At 68.8% G+C, this 17,668-nt stretch carries 20 protein-coding genes; 11 read left to right on the forward strand and 9 right to left on the reverse strand.

What is annotated here, in order from left to right; all coding sequences use genetic code 11:
* Positions 1-192 precede the first annotated feature (192 nt).
* Positions 193-330, forward strand: coding sequence for a hypothetical protein (locus GGQ62_RS05640; RefSeq protein ID WP_153401506.1), 138 nt, complete (start codon positions 193-195; stop codon positions 328-330).
* Between the two features lie 5 nt (positions 331-335).
* Positions 336-557: a hypothetical protein gene (locus GGQ62_RS05645; protein WP_152579138.1), complete on the forward strand. Its 222-nt coding sequence runs from the start codon at positions 336-338 to the stop codon at positions 555-557.
* A gap of 20 nt (positions 558-577) precedes the next feature.
* Here GGQ62_RS05645 and GGQ62_RS05650 read toward each other — a convergent pair whose 3' ends face one another.
* The 6 genes from GGQ62_RS05650 to GGQ62_RS05675 all read right to left on the reverse strand — a co-directional run bounded on the left by GGQ62_RS05650 (position 578) and on the right by GGQ62_RS05675 (position 5,210).
* On the reverse strand, positions 578-1,750 hold the full coding sequence (locus GGQ62_RS05650) for a CCA tRNA nucleotidyltransferase (RefSeq protein ID WP_152579137.1): 1,173 nt from the start codon (positions 1,748-1,750) through the stop codon (positions 578-580).
* Positions 1,747-2,334 carry a CoA pyrophosphatase gene (locus GGQ62_RS05655; RefSeq protein WP_152579136.1) on the reverse strand — a complete coding sequence of 196 codons (588 nt, stop codon included), beginning with the start codon at positions 2,332-2,334 and terminating at the stop codon, positions 1,747-1,749. Before GGQ62_RS05655 ends, GGQ62_RS05650 begins: the two co-directional genes overlap by 4 nt.
* Positions 2,334-2,906 (reverse strand): DUF1285 domain-containing protein, encoded by a 573-nt coding sequence (locus GGQ62_RS05660; protein WP_152579135.1) that lies wholly within the window; start codon positions 2,904-2,906, stop codon positions 2,334-2,336. Before GGQ62_RS05660 ends, GGQ62_RS05655 begins: the two co-directional genes overlap by 1 nt.
* 42 nt (positions 2,907-2,948) lie before the next feature.
* Positions 2,949-3,743, reverse strand: a complete 795-nt coding sequence (locus GGQ62_RS05665) for a cytochrome c (protein ID WP_152579134.1) — start codon at positions 3,741-3,743, stop codon at positions 2,949-2,951.
* 61 nt (positions 3,744-3,804) lie between these two features.
* The gene (locus tag GGQ62_RS05670; RefSeq protein ID WP_152579133.1) at positions 3,805-4,335 is read right to left on the reverse strand and encodes a GNAT family N-acetyltransferase; all 531 of its coding nucleotides are present in this window, start codon (positions 4,333-4,335) and stop codon (positions 3,805-3,807) included.
* Between the two features lie 185 nt (positions 4,336-4,520).
* Positions 4,521-5,210: a peptidylprolyl isomerase gene (locus GGQ62_RS05675; protein WP_152579132.1), complete on the reverse strand. Its 690-nt coding sequence runs from the start codon at positions 5,208-5,210 to the stop codon at positions 4,521-4,523.
* A gap of 105 nt (positions 5,211-5,315) precedes the next feature.
* Here GGQ62_RS05675 and GGQ62_RS05680 point away from each other — a divergent pair, with 105 nt between their 5' ends.
* Both GGQ62_RS05680 and GGQ62_RS05685 read left to right on the forward strand, forming a co-directional pair.
* Positions 5,316-5,897 (forward strand): thymidine kinase, encoded by a 582-nt coding sequence (locus GGQ62_RS05680; protein WP_152579131.1) that lies wholly within the window; start codon positions 5,316-5,318, stop codon positions 5,895-5,897.
* A complete protein-coding gene (locus tag GGQ62_RS05685) occupies positions 5,894-6,382 on the forward strand; it encodes a glutathione peroxidase (protein ID WP_152579130.1) in 489 nt (162 codons plus the stop codon). Before GGQ62_RS05680 ends, GGQ62_RS05685 begins: the two co-directional genes overlap by 4 nt.
* Before the next feature lie 21 nt (positions 6,383-6,403).
* Here the strand turns inward: GGQ62_RS05685 and GGQ62_RS05690 are convergent, their stop codons facing one another.
* Positions 6,404-6,781, reverse strand: a complete 378-nt coding sequence (locus tag GGQ62_RS05690) for a hypothetical protein (RefSeq protein WP_153401504.1) — start codon at positions 6,779-6,781, stop codon at positions 6,404-6,406.
* A 166-nt stretch (positions 6,782-6,947) separates the two neighbouring features.
* Here GGQ62_RS05690 and aptA point away from each other — a divergent pair, with 166 nt between their 5' ends.
* From aptA to GGQ62_RS05720, 6 genes are all read left to right on the forward strand, one after another.
* A complete protein-coding gene (gene aptA, locus GGQ62_RS05695; RefSeq protein WP_243446322.1) occupies positions 6,948-8,261 on the forward strand; it encodes an omega-aminotransferase AptA in 1,314 nt (437 codons plus the stop codon).
* A gap of 178 nt (positions 8,262-8,439) precedes the next feature.
* A complete protein-coding gene (locus GGQ62_RS05700) occupies positions 8,440-10,134 on the forward strand; it encodes an ATP-binding cassette domain-containing protein (RefSeq protein WP_243446698.1) in 1,695 nt (564 codons plus the stop codon).
* Complete coding sequence (locus GGQ62_RS05705; RefSeq protein WP_152579128.1) at positions 10,124-11,194, forward strand: efflux RND transporter periplasmic adaptor subunit; 1,071 nt, start codon at positions 10,124-10,126, stop codon at positions 11,192-11,194. The genes GGQ62_RS05700 and GGQ62_RS05705 overlap by 11 nt, the downstream gene beginning before the upstream one ends.
* A 13-nt stretch (positions 11,195-11,207) precedes the next feature.
* Positions 11,208-12,650, forward strand: a complete 1,443-nt coding sequence (locus tag GGQ62_RS05710; protein ID WP_152579127.1) for a TolC family protein — start codon at positions 11,208-11,210, stop codon at positions 12,648-12,650.
* 139 nt (positions 12,651-12,789) lie between these two features.
* Complete coding sequence (locus GGQ62_RS05715; RefSeq protein WP_152579126.1) at positions 12,790-13,020, forward strand: biotin/lipoyl-containing protein; 231 nt, start codon at positions 12,790-12,792, stop codon at positions 13,018-13,020.
* Positions 13,021-13,176: 156 nt separating this feature from the next.
* A complete protein-coding gene (locus tag GGQ62_RS05720; RefSeq protein ID WP_152579125.1) occupies positions 13,177-14,127 on the forward strand; it encodes an L-lactate dehydrogenase in 951 nt (316 codons plus the stop codon).
* Here the strand turns inward: GGQ62_RS05720 and GGQ62_RS05725 are convergent.
* Both GGQ62_RS05725 and GGQ62_RS05730 read right to left on the reverse strand, forming a co-directional pair.
* Entirely contained in the window at positions 14,114-14,938 is an 825-nt protein-coding gene (locus GGQ62_RS05725) for an enoyl-CoA hydratase-related protein (protein ID WP_152579124.1), read from the reverse strand. The genes GGQ62_RS05720 and GGQ62_RS05725 overlap by 14 nt on opposite strands.
* Complete coding sequence (locus GGQ62_RS05730) at positions 14,935-15,909, reverse strand: NAD(P)H-dependent flavin oxidoreductase (protein WP_152579123.1); 975 nt, start codon at positions 15,907-15,909, stop codon at positions 14,935-14,937. Before GGQ62_RS05730 ends, GGQ62_RS05725 begins: the two co-directional genes overlap by 4 nt.
* A 235-nt stretch (positions 15,910-16,144) precedes the next feature.
* Here GGQ62_RS05730 and GGQ62_RS05735 point away from each other — a divergent pair, with 235 nt between their 5' ends.
* Positions 16,145-17,662 (forward strand): hypothetical protein, encoded by a 1,518-nt coding sequence (locus GGQ62_RS05735; RefSeq protein WP_152579122.1) that lies wholly within the window; start codon positions 16,145-16,147, stop codon positions 17,660-17,662.
* Positions 17,663-17,668: the final 6 nt, after the last annotated feature.

Below are 17,668 nucleotides of genomic sequence, written 5' to 3' on the forward strand. Positions count from 1 at the left end.
CCGTAACGCCTGCAAACGCGACCCGTTCCGCAGTGCAGCAATGTCTTCTGCCGAAACAGCCATCCCAGGACACGCCGCATTTTTGGCGTTCTTGCGACAATATCTCGCAACCGCCGTTGCCGTGAGCAAGCCGGACGGCGTTGCGGCATCCCGCCGCTGGCCAAGGGCGCCGCACCGGCCTAGGCTGGCGCCATGTGGTCAATCGCTGCCTTTCTGTTCCTTCTGTTCGCCATGTTCGGCTATTTCGGCTGGCTGGCGTACAAGGACCCCGCCAATCTGTTCAAACGCCGGCAGCGCCACATAAGGCATGACGACGACCCGCCTGGCTGACGCCGGTGCTGCTGATCATTGCCATCCTGCTGCTGACACTGGTGCTGCTCCTGCTGCTGGCGTCGCGCCGTGCCGCGTCCCGGCGACGCGACACCCCTTCCGCCTCCGACAGCCGACCCGACACCACCGTCGACAGCGCCGATACCGTGGCGGGCGGCGGTGGCCGCTTCGGCGGCGCCGGCAGTTCGGGGGACTGGAGCGATGGCGGCGGTGACGGCGGCGACTGACCCTAGGGCGCTCGGCTCCCTCAGCCAGCGGCCGCCTTGTCCAGCAAGACGGTGACGGTGTCGGGGTCGTCCGGAAACCCTGCCGCGACCCAGGCACGTTCGAAATCGCCGAGCCGCTTTGCCACCTGGGGCCCCGGCGCCACGCCGCGCGCGATGATGTCGCGTCCCGACGCCGGCAGCCTGGGTCGCTGCCACGCCAGCACTGCCGCCGCCCCGCCCGCATCGCCCGCGATCAGCAACCGGTCCGCCACCGCCTCGACGCCGTCGCGCCACACGATCGGCCAGCGCGGCGCGACATCGGCGGCGACGGCGGCGACGATCCGCATCCGATCGGCATTCGACACCCGCAACCGCGACGCGACCGTCGCCGCGGCATCGGCCGGTAGCAGCGCCGCCAGGCGACGCTGCCACCCCGGCGCCAGCCCGGCCGCCGCTTCCGCCGCCACCGTCCGCGCCAGCACCGCAAGGCGATCCGCCGCAATCTCCGGCAGCACCGGCGCCCAGATGCCGCGGTCGATCATCAGCGCCATCACCGGGACCGGGTCGGCCACGCTCAGGATTCCGCGCAATTCCCCGGCAATCCGCTCCCGCGACAGCGCCATCAGGTCATTGGCCCGCGCCATGGACGCTGCCAGCCCGTCGGCATCCACCGTCCCGGCAAAGCGCGCCGAAAAGCGGAAGAAGCGCAGGATGCGCAGATGGTCCTCGGCAATGCGTTGCAACGGGTCGCCGATGAAGCGCACCCGCCGCGCCGCCAGATCCTCCAGCCCGCCGAAAAAGTCGCTGATCGCACCCCCCGGCAGCGCCGCGTAAAGCGCATTGATCGTGAAGTCGCGCCGGCTGGCATCGGTCTGCCAGTCATCGGTGAACGCCACTTCGGCGTGCCGGCCATTGGTGGCGACATCGCGGCGCAGCGTCGTCACCTCGGCGACGAGCCCATCCCCCACCGCCGTCACCGTGCCATGCGCCAGCCCGGTCGGCACCGCCTTCAGCCCCGCCGCCGCCAGCCGCGCCATGACATCCTGCGGCGTCAACTGGGTCGCCAGATCGATGTCGGCGCCGGCCGCGCCCAGCAGCGCGTCGCGCACCGCCCCGCCGACCAGGCGTGTCCGCCCCGCGCCGGCGTCCAGCGCGTCCAGCAACGCCCGCCCCGCCGGCGTTCCTGCCCAGGCCTGGTCGGGCAGCCGCGTCACGCCAGCCGCCGCGACAGGTTGACCAAAATCCCTGCCGTCGCCCCCCAGATTTCATGATCGCCGCTGTGGATCACATAAAAGCGCCGCTCGCGCCCCTGCCATTCGCCGGTGCGCACCTCGTGATTGGCAGGGTCGATGACAAAGGCGAACGGCACATGGAACACCGCATCGACTTCGCTGACCTGCGGCGTGAACACCAGCCCCGGTGGCACCAGCCCGACCACCGGGGTGATCGCATAGCCGGTGCCGGTCTCGTACCGGTCGAGCGTTCCCAGCAGTTCGACGGCGCGGCGGTCGAGCGCCACTTCCTCCTCCGCCTCGCGCAGCGCCGCCGCCACGGCATCGGTGTCGCCCGGATCGACGCGCCCGCCGGGAAAGGCGATCTGCCCCGGATGGCGGCGCAAGGCCGTCGAGCGGCGAGTCAGCAGCAGCTGCGGCTCGGCCTCGCGGGTCACCGCGATCAGCACCGCCGCCGGCGTGAGCGCGGGCCGCGCCCGGTCGGGGTCGGGCGCCAGGTCCCAATCCCCGATCAGTGCGCCATCGACGCGGCGTGCCAGCGCGGTCCGCAACCGGTCGATCGCCATCAGGCCCCGGTGCCGTCCATGAACGGAAAGAACAGACCGCCGCTCCACAGCCCCGGCGGGGTTCCGCCCTCCGCCAGCGCCAGATCGGCGAGCTGGTAGAACACCGGCCGATTGACCAGCGCCTCCAAACCGGCGCGGACATGGACATAGGGCCGCGGCGTGCCGTCGGGCGCGGTTTCGATGCGCAGCGGGTGCGCCGGGCCGGCCTCGACAAGGTCATCGACATTGGTCCGAAAGATCAGCCGGCGGTCGCGGCCTTCGCCTTCGGTGGTGACTTCGACGGCGATGAACGGTGCATCCTCGACGATGATGTCGAGCTTTTCGACCGGCGTCACCAGCACGAAACTGCCGTCCTTCTCCCGCCGCAGGATCGTCGAGAACAGCCGCACCAGCGGCGCGCGGCCGATCGGCGAACCCTGGTGGAACCAGGTTCCGTCGCGCGCAATGCGCATTTCGGAATCGCCGCAATGCGTCGGGTGCCACAGGTGCACCGGCGGCAGGCTGCCCTTGCCGAGCAGCGCCGCCAGCTCGGCCAGCGAGCGTCCGGCCGAATCGCGCGAGGGACCAGTCATGGCACTGTCCTTAGCGGCGGCGGCAGCAGCGAACCAGCCGGTTCAGGGTGCGACCTTTGCCACCCGCTGCAGATAGGCATGGACGGCGCCGCGTTCGGCCTCGGTCAGATGGCGGAACCGCCCGCGCGACACCTGGCTCATCAACCCGACCTCGCGGCCGCCGATGGCAACGCCGGTCTGCAACAGCTGCCGGAGCTGCGCCGCATCATAGGCGGCGACCATGCGCAGGTCGGGCCGCGCGGCCGCGCCCGGATGGGGCGGGCCACCGCGCAGGTCCATGCCATGACATTCGGCACAGGTGGCGCGGACGATGGCGCGCCCGCGGGCGAAGCGCGCGCCGGCATCGGGTGGCCACGCCCCGCCCGATCTTCGCACGTCATCGACCGACGATCGGAAGCTGCCGGCGGCAATCTCGCGCCGGGCGCCATCTTCCAGCACGGGACGCGGATGCGCCGTGCCCGCCGGCGGCCGGTTGCGCAGGAAGGCGGTGAGCGCGGCGATGTCCGCCGGCCCGAGCTGGGTGAACAGGTGCGACGGCATTCCCCACAAGGGCGTGCCGTCTTGGCGGACGCCGCTGCGGATCGCATTGCGCAGCTGGGCATCGCTGTAATCGGGCACGGTGCGGGTCAGGTTGGAGGTCCACAGCCGGATGAAGCCGGGCTCGCTCCAATCCTCGCCGGTCAGTGCTGCCCCGTGGCAGCCCGTGCAACCCAGGACCGCCGCCAGCCGGGCGCCATGTGCGACGGGATCGGCGCCAGTCCGGTCGAACGGCCACCCCGGCGCGGGCGCGGCGCCGGCGGCCAGGACGATCGCCACGATGATCGGCGCGAAACCCATATCGGCACCCCCGGGGATGCCAGCCTAACCCGGATTCCGGTGCTTCGAAAGGCCGTCCGCCTCAGGCGGCGCGTCGAACCGCGTCCCCGGCCTCGACCCAGCCGGCGGCGGGAAGCGCGGAGGCATCGCCGCGCAGCAGCAGCCGGTCGTGATCGACCGGCCCCGGCAGCTGCCAGTTGCGGGTCGCGGCGGCGGCAAAGCCGAAGCGGCCGTAAAAAGGCGCGTCGCCGATCAGCAGCATCGGCGGCGCGCCATGGGCGTCGGCGGCGGCGATGGCGGCGTTCATCATTCGCGAGGCAATGCCCTGGCCCTGCCAGTCCGCCGCCGTCACCACCGGCCCCAGCAGGATCAGCGGCGCGGTGGCGCCCGACACCGAGCGCAGCTGCAACGGCCAGCATTGCAGCGAGCCGATGATGGGACCATCGCCGCCACCGTCACCATCGCGTGCGACAAACGAAAGCGCCGCCAGCGGAACGGCATTGTCGCGCAAGCGATAGGCGGTGCGGTTGCGCCGCGCCGGGCCGAACGCCGCATCGAGCAGGCTGTCGATTTCGGGAAGGTCCGCCGGCAGGGCGGGGCAAAGCTGGATCAACGACGGAGACTTTCGAGAGGAGACAGAGGACGACGCATCGCACGTCGCGCAGTACCAACGCCTGGCCAGCCTTTCGGTGGCGGGCGTATCAGCCTCGTCGGCTCGTCGGAGCAATCTTCTGCACGGCGTCGCCACTACCAGTTATCGGCCGCCGGCACAAGAATGCCGCGCGCCGGTCCCCCCGGCTACGGCAACCGCCGCGCCGAAACGATCGTCACCGGCGCCGCGAGCATCTGGCCCTTCATGGCGCCGACGCCCGCCGTCGGCGACGTCGGGGCAGACAGGATCTTGACCGCGGTGTCGAGCCCTTCGACGACATGGCCGAACACCGCATAGCCGGCCGTGTCGCCGCTCGCCGCCGGATTGGCGTCGAGCGCCGGCAGCGCCCCCAGGATGATGAAGAAGTCGCCCGTCGCCGACCCCGGGGCGCCGCGCGCCATGGAGATCGCACCATTGTCATGGGTCAGCCCGGTCTTGCTCGTCGGTTCGTGCGCGACCGGCGGCAAGGCCCGCTTGGCGACGCCGCGGACGCCGCCCTGGACGAGGCCCAGCGGCGTATCGGCCGGAAACTTCAGCGCCCGGTAGAAGGTGGTGCCGTCGAGCCGCTTCTGGTCGACATAGCGGAGGAAATTGGCGGTCGTCAGCTGCGCCCGGACCTTTTCGAGTTCGAGCACGATCGGTCCGGCGCTCGTCACAAGCCGCACGCGGGTGGTCGCCGGGCGGGGTGCGGGCGGGGGTGCGGGCGGGGGTGCGGGCGGGGCAGTGTCCGGGGCGATTGCGGGCGTATCCGCGGGCGGCACCGGGGCGGCGTCGGGGCCGGTCTGGGCAGCGGCGGGGGCAGCAAGCAGCAGCAGGAGCGCGAGGCGGAGGATCATCGGCCCAATCTAGGCGGTCTTGGCGGCGGAGGGAATTGCGAACTGCGCGCCCCCACGTCAGCCATCCGTTGACGAAAGCCCGGCCGCGCCCGACAAGCGGCGGCGATGGCCAAGCTGTATTTCTATTATGCGTCGATGAACGCCGGCAAGTCGACGATGCTGCTGCAGGCGAGTTTCAACTATCGCGAGCGCGGCATGACCACGGCGCTGTTCACCGCCGCCATCGACACGCGGGCCGAAGCCGGCGTCATCGCCTCGCGGCTTGGCCTGTCGAGCCCGGCGATGCCCTTCGATGCCGGCACCGACCTTCACGCCATCGTTGCCGCTGCACCTGTCGACTGCGTGCTGGTCGACGAGGCGCAGTTCCTCACCCGCGCGCAGGTCTGGCAACTGGCGCGGATCGCCGACGCATGCGGCATCCCGGTGCTCGCCTATGGCCTGCGCACCGACTTCCTGGGGGCGCTGTTCGAAGGCAGCCAATGGCTGCTGGCGCTCGCCGATGTGCTGACCGAGATCAAGTCGGTCTGCGTCTGTGGGCGCAAGGCGATCATGAACCTGCGCATCGATGCCGATGGCAACGCCGTCGCTGCCGGCGCCCAGACCGAAATCGGCGGCAACGACCGCTATGTCGCGCTCTGCCGCCGCCACTTCACCGCCGAACTCGCCGCAGCTGGAGACTTGCCATGACCGACATCTACGACCGGACCGTCCGCACCATCGACGGCCGCGCGGTAACGCTGGCGGATTGGCGCGGCCAGGTGCTGCTGATCGTCAACACCGCCAGCAAGTGCGGGTTCACGCCGCAATATGAAGGCCTTGAGAAACTGCAGAAAAGCTACGCCGACAAGGGCTTTTCGGTGCTGGGCTTCCCGTGCAACCAGTTCGGCGCGCAGGAACCGGGCGACGAGGCGGAAATCGCCAATTTCTGCAAGCTGACCTATGACGTGGATTTTCCCATGTTCGCCAAGGTCGATGTCAATGGCGACAAGGCCGACCCGCTGTTCAAGCAGCTGAAGTCGGCTGCACCTGGCCTGCTCGGCTCCGAAGCGATCAAGTGGAACTTCACCAAGTTCCTCGTCGATCGCAGTGGCAAGGTCGTCGGTCGTTTCGCGCCGACGACGAAGCCCGAGGCCATCGCCGCCGATATCGAAAAGGCGCTCCGGCAGGGCTGACCCTGCCGGAGCGGCCGAGGCTTACGCTGCCTTCTTGCGGCGCGGGGCGGCGGCGGCGGCTTCGTCGATTTCCTCGTCGTGCTGCGCCGAGCCGGCGTCGCCGAGCGCTTCGCCAAGGTCGGTCAACTTGTCGGTAACCTTTTCGGCGCGCGGGGCGATCTTGGTGACGGCGTCACCCAGACGCGCGACGATCGCCGACACCCGCTCGCCATCCGGCGTGGCGCTTTCGAGCTGCTTGCGCAGGGCCGCCAGGTCGCGGGCAATGCCCTTGGAGCCCGGCACATCGACATCGGCGAGCGCGGTTTCCCAATCCTCGATCAGCGACACCGCGGTCGCCGGCTTGAGGTCTTCGATACCACGATTGAAGGCGTTGATTGTTGCTGCAAAACGAATGGCCATCTGGAATTCCTCAAGCAAAAATTACGGCCGCCGCGTCTGCGACGGCGCATGTTCAACCGGGGGCGGATGGGTGGAGTTCCGCTGCGAAAACGCCGCACCCGGCGTTGCCAACGCCGGCCAAAGCGTGCTTTTGGCCGGCCATCCGCAGTTGCGAACGGGCGCCGTGATGACTTCGATCCCCAACGACCTCGACGCCTTCTGGATGCCGTTCACCGACAACCGCTATTTCAAGGCGAACCCGCGCCTGCTCGCCAGCGCCAGCGGCATGTTCTACCAGACGCCCGAGGGCCGGGAGATCCTCGACGGCACCGCCGGGCTGTGGTGCGTCAACGCCGGCCATGGCCGTTCCCGCATCGTCGAGGCGATCCGCGACCAGGCCGGCCGGCTCGATTTCGCGCCGACCTTCCAGCTCGGCCACCCTCTGGCCTTCGAGGTCGCGGCGCGTGTCGGGGCGCTGATGCCCGCCGATCTCGACCGCATCTTCTTTGCCAATTCGGGGTCGGAAGCCGTCGATACGGCGCTCAAGATCGCCCTCGCCTACCACCGGGCCAGGGGCGATTCGACGCGGACCCGGCTGATCGGGCGCGAGCGCGGCTATCACGGCACCGGCTTCGGCGGCATTTCGGTCGGCGGCATCGTGTCCAACCGCCGAACCTTCGGCCCCGGCCTGCCCGGCACCGATCACCTGCCACACACCCATGACATCGCCCGCAACGCCTTCACCCGTGGCCAGCCGGCGCACGGCGCCGCGCGCGCCGATGCGCTGGAGGGGCTGATCGCGCTGCACGGCGCCGAAACCATCGCCGCGGTGATCGTCGAACCGCTGGCCGGCTCCACCGGCGTACTGGTGCCGCCGGCCGGCTATCTGCAGCGGCTGCGCGACATCTGCGATGCCCATGGCATCCTGCTGATCTTCGATGAAGTCATCACCGGCTTCGGCCGCATCGGCGCCGCCACCGCCGCCGAACGCTTCGGCGTCACCCCCGACATCATCACTTTGGCCAAGGGCATCACCAACGCCGCCGTGCCGATGGGCGCGGTCGCCTGCCGCCGCGGCATCTACGACACGGTCACGCATGCGGGGACCGGCATCGAGCTGTTCCACGGCTATACCTATTCGGCGCACCCGCTCGCCTGTGCCGCCGCGCTGGCGACGCTGGCGCTGTACCAGGACGAGGCGCTGTTCGCCCGGGCGCGGTCGCTCGAAGGCCATTTCGAGGCCGCCGTCCATGGCCTTGCCGGCGCGCCGCATGTCATCGACATCCGCAACTTCGGCCTTGTCGCCGGCATCGAGATGGCCCCCCGGCGCGGTGCACCCGGTGCCCGCGGCCAGGACCTGTTCCGCGCGCTGTTCGACACCGGGCTGCTGATCCGCGTCACCGGCGACATCGTCGCCCTGTCGCCGCCGCTGATCGTCGAGGCCGCGCAGATCGACACGATGATGGCGATGATCGGTGCCGCGCTGTCGAAATTGCCGTGACCCCGGGCGTTGCGGCAACCGTCCTTGCGACAAGATGTCGGTTTTGTAATTATTTTGTCGTGTCCTCTTGAGAAATCGGGCATCGGCTCCCACCATTACAGGTGCGGCCGCCACCGGCCTCGCTAACCACGGGATGACGATGGCCGGGCCTGGACCCCAGAAAATCGACTTGAAGGATGTGCTTGCCTGGGTCGGACCGATCGTCGGTCCGGAGCGCAACTTCTTCTGGCTGGCGATCATCTATGGCCTGGGCATCAGCCTGCTGACGCTAGCGACGCCGGTTTCGGTGCAGATGCTGATCAACAGCATCGCCAACACGGCGCTGCCGACGCCGCTGTTCACCCTGTCGGCGGTGCTGCTGTTCCTGCTGCTGGTGTCGGGCATCCTGGGTGCCATGCGCACGTGGATGATGGAGCTGTTCCGCCGGCGCTTCATGGTCCGGCTGGTCGCCGATGTGACGGTGCGCACCATCAACGCCGCCAACCCCTTCTTTGCCGATACCCGCCGCATCGACGTCTTCAACCGCTATTTCGAGCTGATCAACGTCCAGAAAGCCGTGCCGTCGCTGTTGATCGGCGGGTTCACCATCATGCTGCAGGCAGCGGTCGGGCTGACGGTGACGTCCTTCTATCACCCGTTCTTTCTGGGCTTCAACGTCATCGTCGTCGTGCTGCTGTGGCTGATCTGGCGGATCTGGTCGCGCGGCGCGATGCGGTCGTCGATCGCGCTGAGCCATCAGAAATATGCAGCGGCGCACTGGCTGGAAAGCGTCGGCGCCTCCAACGGCTTCTACAAGTCCGCGCGCCATCTCGATTATGCCTATGCCCGGTCGGAACGTGTCAGCGCGGACTATGTCGAAGCGCACAAGAAGCATTTCAGCTATTATTTCCCGCAGAGCATCGCATTGGCGGTGCTGTATGCGCTGGCCAGCGCCGGGCTGCTGGCACTGGGCGGCTGGCTGGTCATCCAGGAACAATTGTCGATCGGGCAGCTGGTGGCAGCCGAGCTGATCCTGTCCGGGGTGTTCTACGGCATCTCGCAGCTCGCCTCGTACCTCGACGATTATTACGACCTCATCGCGGCGATCGAGGAGCTTTCGATGCTGTACGATATCCCGCAGGAAGCGCCGGCGGGACCGACGGTGGCGCTGCCGGCAGCAGGCTCCAGCCTGGCAATGGCGCATGTCCATTTCGACCAGAGCGCCGGGCCGGTGCGGTTCGACCTGTCCATCCCCGACGGCATGCGGCTGGTGGCGCAGGGCGCGCCCGGGCTGGAGCAGGCCTTTGCGACCCTGCTCAAGGGGCATCGGCGCCCCGACAAGGGCATGATCACCATCGCCGGCGTCGATATCACTGCGCTCGACCCGCTCGAACTGCGCGGCGATGTCGAGGTTCTGGACCGGCCGGCGATCGTGGAAAGCACCATCACCGAATATTTGCGGCTGTCGAACCCCGATGCCGATTCCGGCGCGATGATGCGGGCGCTCAAGCTCGTCGGGCTGGACGACCGCATCGCGGTGCTGCCCAACGCCATGCAGACCGTGCTGTCCTCCACCGGTTTCCCGCTCTCGCTCGGCAAGACCATGCAGTTGCGGCTGGCCGGCGCGATCCTGGCGCAGCCGCGCATCCTGGTGCTGTCGCCGCTGTACGACATGGTCAGCCGCGACCGGTTGAAGGCGGTGTTCGCGCATTTTGCCGGATCGCCGACGACACTGATCTATTTCACCAACCGGCCCGAGGACGTCACGCTCGACGGCTTCCTCTGGCTTGGCCGCGAAACCCAGGCGATCGTCCGCACCCGGGCCGAATTCGACGCACTGCGGACGTCGGGCGGGCGCGAAGCGGTGGAGCGGGAGGTCGGCTATGGCAAATGATCGCGCGCATCTGGCGCATTTCCCGACGCTCGCCGGGATCAATCCGCCCGGCATTGCCCGCACCATCGGCGCGCTCATCGCCATCACCATCGCCACCATCCTCATTTTCGTGCTGACGGTGCCCTGGGTGCAGACGGCGGCGGGCAGCGGCAATGTCATCGCGCTCGACCCGCTCGACCGGCAGCAGAACATCACCGCGCTGGTCGGCGGCCGGATCGAAAAATGGTATGTGACCGACGGCGACGCCGTGAACGCCGGCGACCCGATCGTGCGGATCGTCGACATCGACCCGCGCTACATCGAGCGGCTGCGCAACGAACGGGCACAGGTGGAGGTCGAAGTCGACGCCGCCCGCCAGGCCGCCCGCGTCGCCCAGCTCGACGTGGAACGCACCGGCACGCTGTTTCGCGAAGGCCTGGGATCGCGGCGCGACTGGGAACTGGCGCAGATCAAGGTTGCCGATTATCGCGCCAAGATCGCCCAGACCGTCGGCAGCCTCAACGCCATCGACACCAATATCCAGCGCCAGTCGAACCAGATGATCGTCGCGCCGCGCACCGGCCGCGTGCTGCGCGTGCGCGGCGACACCAGCAACGCCATCATCAAGCAGGGCGATGTCCTTGTCAGCTTCGTGCCGGAAGAAACCCGGCGCGTCGTCGAGCTGTACATGGACGGTCGCGACATTTCGCTGATCCGCGTCGGGCGCAAGGTGCGGCTGGAATTCGAAGGCTGGCCCGCCATCCAGTTTTCGGGCTGGCCGTCCATCGCCCGCGGTTTCTTCGACGGCCAGGTCATGTCGGTCGATACCGCCGCGTCCTCGAACGGGCTCTACCGGATCCTTGTCGAACCGACCCCCGGCAAGCCGGCCTGGCCGAGCGAGCCCTCGGTGCGGCTCGGCGCCAGCGTGCGCGGCTGGGTGCTGATGGACACGGTCAAGGTGTGGTTCGAACTGTGGCGCCTGCTCAATAACTTCCCGCTGCAATATACGCCGCCACTGGCCGATGCGGCGACAACCGATGCAGCGGGGACGCCGCCGCCGGCGAAGGTCAGTGCCAAATAGGGCGATCACAGGGATGGCGCTGCTGGTGACGGCGCTGGCAACGGTTCCGGCAACGGAGGCGGTTGGCGCGCCGCGCCGTGCGCCCGTGGCGAGGGCGCCTGCTGCGGCACCGGTGCCGCGCGCGGCGCCGCTGCTGCTGCCGGAAGTTCTCGCGTCCGCCCGCTTCCACGCCCCCCAGGTGATCGAGGCGCTGGCGCGGGTGCGCGGTGCCGAAGGCCGGCTGCTCAGTGCCGAAGCCGCCTTCGACACGGTGTTCAGCGCCAATGCCGAAACCCGCGTTACCGGCTATTATGACGGCCGCTACGCCGAAACCCAGGTCACCCAGCCGCTGTCGGACCGCGGCGGCTATGTCTATGGCGGCTATCGCGTTTCGGGCGGCCGCTTCCCCATCTATGAGGACGAACGCTATACCAACCAGCTGGGCGAACTGAAGGCCGGGGCGGTGCTGTCGCTGATGCGCGACCGGCGCATCGACGACCGCCGTTTTGCCCGCCTGCAGGCCGAAACCGATGTCGTTCTGGCCGATGTCGACCGCGTCGTCGTCGCCATCGGCGTGCAGGCGCGCGCCATCCAGGCCTATAACAACTGGGTGTTCGCCGGCCTGCGGCTGCGAGTCTACCAGGACCTGCTGCAGCTGGCGCAGGACCGGCAGGCGGGGTTCCGGCGGCAGGTCGAGGAAGGCGCGCGCCCGACCATCCTGCTGACCGAGAATGAACAGAATATCCTGCGCCGCCAGTCGCTTGTGGTGCAGTCCGAACAGGCGCTGGGCGTCGCCGCGGCGGCGCTGTCGCTGTATCTGCGCGATGGCGACGGCACGCCGATCATCGTCGATCCCGCCCGCCTGCCCGATGCGCCGACGCCGCCGCTGCCGCTGCCGGCACAGCCGCAGGAACTGGTGCTGCAGCGTCCCGACCTGCGCGCCATCGACATGCGGATGCAGCAGGCAACGCAGCGGCTGGCGCTCGACCGCAATGCCTTTCTGCCCAAGCTCGACGTCAAGGTGGAGACATCGAACGACTTCGGCCGCGTCGGCTATGGCGGCACATCGCGCAACGGTGTCGAATCGAAGGTCGGCGTCACCTTCACCCTGCCGCTGCAGCAGCGCGCCGCCCGCGGCCGGCTGGCGCAGACCAATGCGGAGATCGACGCCTTCCGGGCGCGCCGCCGCTTTCTGGAAGACCAGATCATGGCCGATATCGATGGCCTGGGCATTGCGGCGCGCAGCACCGCCCGGCTGGTCAGCCTTGCCGCCGACGAGGCCGACCGTGCCGCCGAGATGGCGGTGGCGGAACGCCGGCGGTTCACCCTGGGCGCCAGCGACTATTTCCTCGTCAACGTGCGCGAGGAGGCGGCGGCCGATGCGCGCGTCCGCCGCCTCGACGCGGTGTTCCGCCAGGCCGTGGCGCATGCCGATCTTGCCGCCGCCACCGGGGATCTCGACCGGCTCGGCCTGTAATCGGCCGCGTTGGACACAGGGTCACGCGTAGTTTCCCCAGCTAACATTTCGACAAGGGTGCGCCTGTCGGTAACAGGCTTATGATCCGGCTGACTATTCCGCACGCGACGCTGCCGGGAATGCAGCAAGGGGTCGGCGCATGATCGATGTGCATCTTCCGTTCGACCTTTGGGAGGATGACGACATCACGTCGATGGTCGTCTGGCTCTATCCCGATGGCGCGCTTGTCCATGAAGGCGACCTTGTTGCCGAAATCCTGGTCGAAAAGGCGACGCTGGAATTGTTCGCGCCGGCAACCGGAACATTGCGCATCGGCATCGATGCGGAGCCGGTCGCCGACAAGGGCCATCGGCTCGCCACGATCCACTAAACGGGCGCGGCGCGGGCGATAGGGATGTCCCCGGATAGGCCGGTTCCCGACATCGGCTAAGATCGGGCCGAATCGCCCCGCCGATGGAGCCGTGATGACCAAGACCCTTCCGATTTGCCGCGAGCCTGTCCCCCGACCGATGCGCGGGGTGGCGGCATGACGCGGTCATCGCGCGTCGCCGTCATCGGTGCCGGCAATGTCGGCGCCACCGCTGCCTATGCGCTGATGCTGCGCGGGCTGTTTTCCGAAATCGTGCTGATCGATTCCAACCCTGGCCTGGCCACCGCGCAAGCCGCCGATATCGCCGACGCCAATGCGCTGGGCCGGCCGGCGCGGATCTGGGCGGGCAGCTATACCGATGCCGGCGGCGCCGGGATCGCGGTGATCACCGCCGGCGCGGTTACGCACGGCAATGAAAGCCGGCTCGGCGTCGCCGCGCGCAGTGCCGAGATCGTCGCCAGTTGCAGCGAACAGCTGGCGGCCGCCGGGTTCACCGGGATCATCCTGGTCGCCGCCAACCCCGTCGATGTGATGACCCAGGTGGCGGCGGCGCATTCGGGCCTGGCCGCCGGCCGGGTGATCGGCACCGGCACGCTGCTCGATTCGTGCCGATTGCGCCAGGCGCTCGCCGACCGCTTCGACGTTGCCACCATGGCGGTCGAAGGCCTGGTGCTGGGCGAACATGGCGACACATCGGTCACCGCCTTTTCCACCATCCGCATCGGCGGCCTGCCGCTCGATCACTGGCTGCCGGCGAGCAACGGCAGCGACCGCACCGCGCTGGCCGTGCAGGTCCGGCAGGAAGGCTATGACATCGTCAGCGGCAAGGGTTTCACCTCGTTCGGCATCGCCACCGCGATCGTGCGGATCTGCGAGGCGATCCAGCGCGATGAGAATGCCGTGCTGCCGGTATCGTGCCGCCTGACCGGCGAATTCGGCATCGACGACCTGTACCTCAGCCTGCCGTGCATCCTCGGCCGCGGCGGTATCAAGCGCATCCTGCCGCCGGCGCTCGACCCGGCGGAGATCGAGGCGCTGCGCCATTCGGCCGACACGCTGCGTGCCGCGCTGGCGCGGCTGCCGGCGGACAGCGCTACCGCCCGCTGAAGTCGGGCGCGCGCTTCTCGCGATAGCTGGCGAAGGCCTCGCGGAAATCGGCGGTGGTCACGGCGATGTCCTGTTCGCGGTCGGCGGCGGCAAAGGCAGTGGCATAATCCTCGTCCAGCGCCGTCCACACCTGCGCCTTCATCGCCGCCAGCGCCCGCGGCGCCGAATAGGTCGCGATGTCGCGGGCATAGGCCATGACATGCGGCATCAGCGCGGCATCGTCGAGAACGGCGTTGACCAGCCCCAGCCGTTCCGCCTCCACCCCGTCGAAGCGGCGCGCGCTGTAGAGCAGGTCCATGGCCCGGGCCTGGCCGATCAGCCGGGTCAGCAGCCACGCCGAACCCTTTTCGCCCGGCACGCCGATGCGCGCGAAAGTGGCGTTGAACAGCGCCGATCGCGCCGCAAAGCGGATGTCGCAGTGGAGCGACAGGATGAAGCCCCAGCCGAACGCCGGGCCGTTGATCGCCGCGATCGTCGGCTTGCGGCAGGTGATCAGCACCGGCCAGCCGCCGCTGTAATAGGGCGCCAGCGCCGGGCCGACATCGTCCCCCCATTGCGGCACATGGCCGGGCCGCGGTTCGACCGTGGCGCCGGCGCCCTGCCCGATCAGGCCCAGGTCGAGCCCCGCCGAAAAGCCGCGCCCGGCGCCGGTGACGACGATGACCTTCGCCGCCGCATCCTCTGCCGCCCGCGCCACCGCTGCGAAAAAGCCGCTGAGCATGTCCGGCGTCAGCGCATTCAGCTTGTCCGGCCGGTTGAGCGTGATCGTCGCCACCCCCGCCTCGACGGCATAGAGGATCGCCGCGTTCATGCAGCGAAGCGCGCCAGGCGGCCGGTGATGATGGCATGCGCTTCCGCCATGATGCCGTCGATCAGGTCCTTGCAGGTCGGGATGTCATGGATCAGCCCTACGACCATGCCGCACGACCAGGCGCCGGCCTCCATCGTGCCGTCCTTCATGATCTTGGGATAGACGCCCGCGACCTCCTCGATGATGTCCTCGAACTTGATGGCCGCCCCCAGTTCCTTTTCCTTGGCGAGCAGCCGTTCGACGGCGGGGTTGTTGAGGACGCGCTCGGTATTGCGCAGCGGCCGCATCACCAGCCGCGTGTCGAGCTCGCTGGCGTTGAGGATCGCCTGTTTGACATTGTCGTGCACCGGCGCCTCCACCGTCGCGATGAAGCGGGTGCCCATGTTGATCCCTTCCGCCCCCATGGCCAGCGCCGCGACCAGCTGCTTGCCATTGGCGACACCGCCCGAGGCGACGAAGGGGATGGTCAGTTCCTCGGCGGCGCGCGGCAGCAGGATGAAGTTGGGCACATCGTCCTCGCCGGGGTGGCCGCCGCATTCGAAACCATCGACCGACACCGCGTCGCAGCCGATCGATTCGGCCTTCAGGCTGTGGCGGACGCTGGTGCATTTGTGGATGACCTTGATCCCGGCCTCCTTCATCGCCGGCAGCCACTTCGCCGGGTTGTTGCCGGCGGTTTCGACCGCCTTCACCCCGCCGTCGATGATCGCCTTGATATAGCCCGGGTAATCCGGGGTCGCGAGGCTGGGCAGGAAGGTCAGGTTCACCCCGAACGGCTTGTCGGTCATCGCCCGGCAACGGGCGATCTCGGCGGCCAGATCGTCGGGCGTCCGCTGGGTCAAGCCGGTAATGATGCCGAGGCCGCCGGCGTTCGATACGGCCGCCGCCATCTCGGCAAAGCCGACGAAATGCATGCCGCCCTGGATGATCGGGTGCTCGATGCCGAACAATTCGGTGATGCGCGTCTTCATGCCGTCTCCCCAGCGATGCCTGTGCCCGGGTGCTAGACCCTGGCTTCCGACCCGGCAATTAGCGCTTTGGAGGGTCGGCACGCCGCTAAGTCTTTCGGCTAGCTTGTCGAGGCGCGGCAAGACCTTATGAATCGCGGCTGCGCCGGAGCCATCGTCTTCGCCTGTAAGCGTATCGCGCTGTTTACCGGGGGGATGGCATGGCCGAGGACATTGTCGATGTCGGGGCGCGGACGCGATGATGCGGGAGCGCCTGGTCGCATGCCTCGCCGTGCTGGTCGGGGCCGTGCTGCTGCTGGTGCCGGCGGCGATCAACCGCGCGCCGTTCATCTTTTACGACACGACGCATTATCTGGAAGTCGGCCAGTCGATCCTGGCGCCGGCGCATCTGCGCTTCGCGATTTTCGACAGGGCGGCACCCGCGGCGACGCCCGCGGCCCCGGCAGTTGCCACCCCGCCGGCAGCGGCGATGTCCACAGGGCCGGACCAGCATGAATCGCTCGCCTATATCGGTGGCCGATCGCCCTATTATTCGGTGGTTCTGGTGCTGCTGGTCGGCGTCATCGGCCTGTGGGGCGCGGTCTTCGTCCAGGCGCTGATCGGCAGCTATCTCGGCTGGCGCGTGGTCGCGCTCGGCGGCGGCACCCAGCGCCTGCGGGCGGCGCGGCTGCTGGCGCTGCTCGCGCTGCTCGCCATCGCGTCGACCCTGCCCTATTTCGTCGGCTATGTGATGCCCGACATCTACGCCGGCTATGCGCTGGTGGCGCTGGCGCTGCTGATGGTGCCGCCGGCGCTGCTGCCGGTGCCGCACCGGGTCGCGCTGACCGCCATCGCCATATTTTCGGTGCTGGCGCACGCCACCAACCTGGCGCTGGCGGTGATGGCGGTGGTGTTCGGCGCCGTCGTGCTGCGCTGGTCGGGGCTGCGCTGGCGGGCAACCGGCGCGCGGTTGAAATGGGCCGGCGCCGCCCTCGGCCTCGGCCTGCTCGGCGCGCCGCTGTTCGCGCTGGCATGCCTGTTGGCGCTCGGCGACACACCGCAGAGCCCGCCCTATCTCGTCGCCCGGGTGCTCGCTGACGGGCCGGGGCGGGTGTATCTCGCCGATGTCTGCGGGCGCACCGAAGCACCCGCCATCTGCGCTTTCAAGGACAAGCGGCTCGACAATCACAACGACATATTATGGTCGACGGAAGCCGAGCGATCGGTGTTCCAGGCGGCCGATTATGCCACCAAGCGGCAGTTGAAGCGCGAGGAACTGCGCTTCGTACTCGGCGCCGTCGCGCATTCCCCGCGGCTCGCGCTCGACGCCGCGGTCCACAACGCCGCGGCGCAACTTTCCACCTTCGCCATCGCCGGCGAGATCGGCGCGACGAAACGGTCGTGGGAGACGATGCTGAACGCCGCCATTCCATCGGCGGGCGAACAGATCACCGACAGCCGGGGCTTTCGCGGCAGCTATCCCTTCGCCGTGGTCGACCCTGTCCAGATCGCCGGGTTCGTCGCGGGGCTGGCAGGGTTGGCGGTGTTCCTGCTGCGCGCCGAAAACCGGGCCGTGTGGCACCACAGCGGCGCGGACGACCCTGACCTGATGGCACGGCGGCAGCTGGTCGGGCTGGTGCTGGCGCTGCTGGCGATCTTCGTCCTCAACGCGGTGATGTGCGGCGTGCTGTCGGGGCCGACGCCGCGCTATCAGGGGCGGCTCACCTGGCTGGTCCCGGCCCTGGCCCTGGTGCTGCTCGGGGGGCGTCGCCGCTGATCGGCG

This window comes from Polymorphobacter fuscus, from assembly GCF_011927825.1.
Lineage (GTDB): Bacteria > Pseudomonadota > Alphaproteobacteria > Sphingomonadales > Sphingomonadaceae > Sandarakinorhabdus > Sandarakinorhabdus fusca.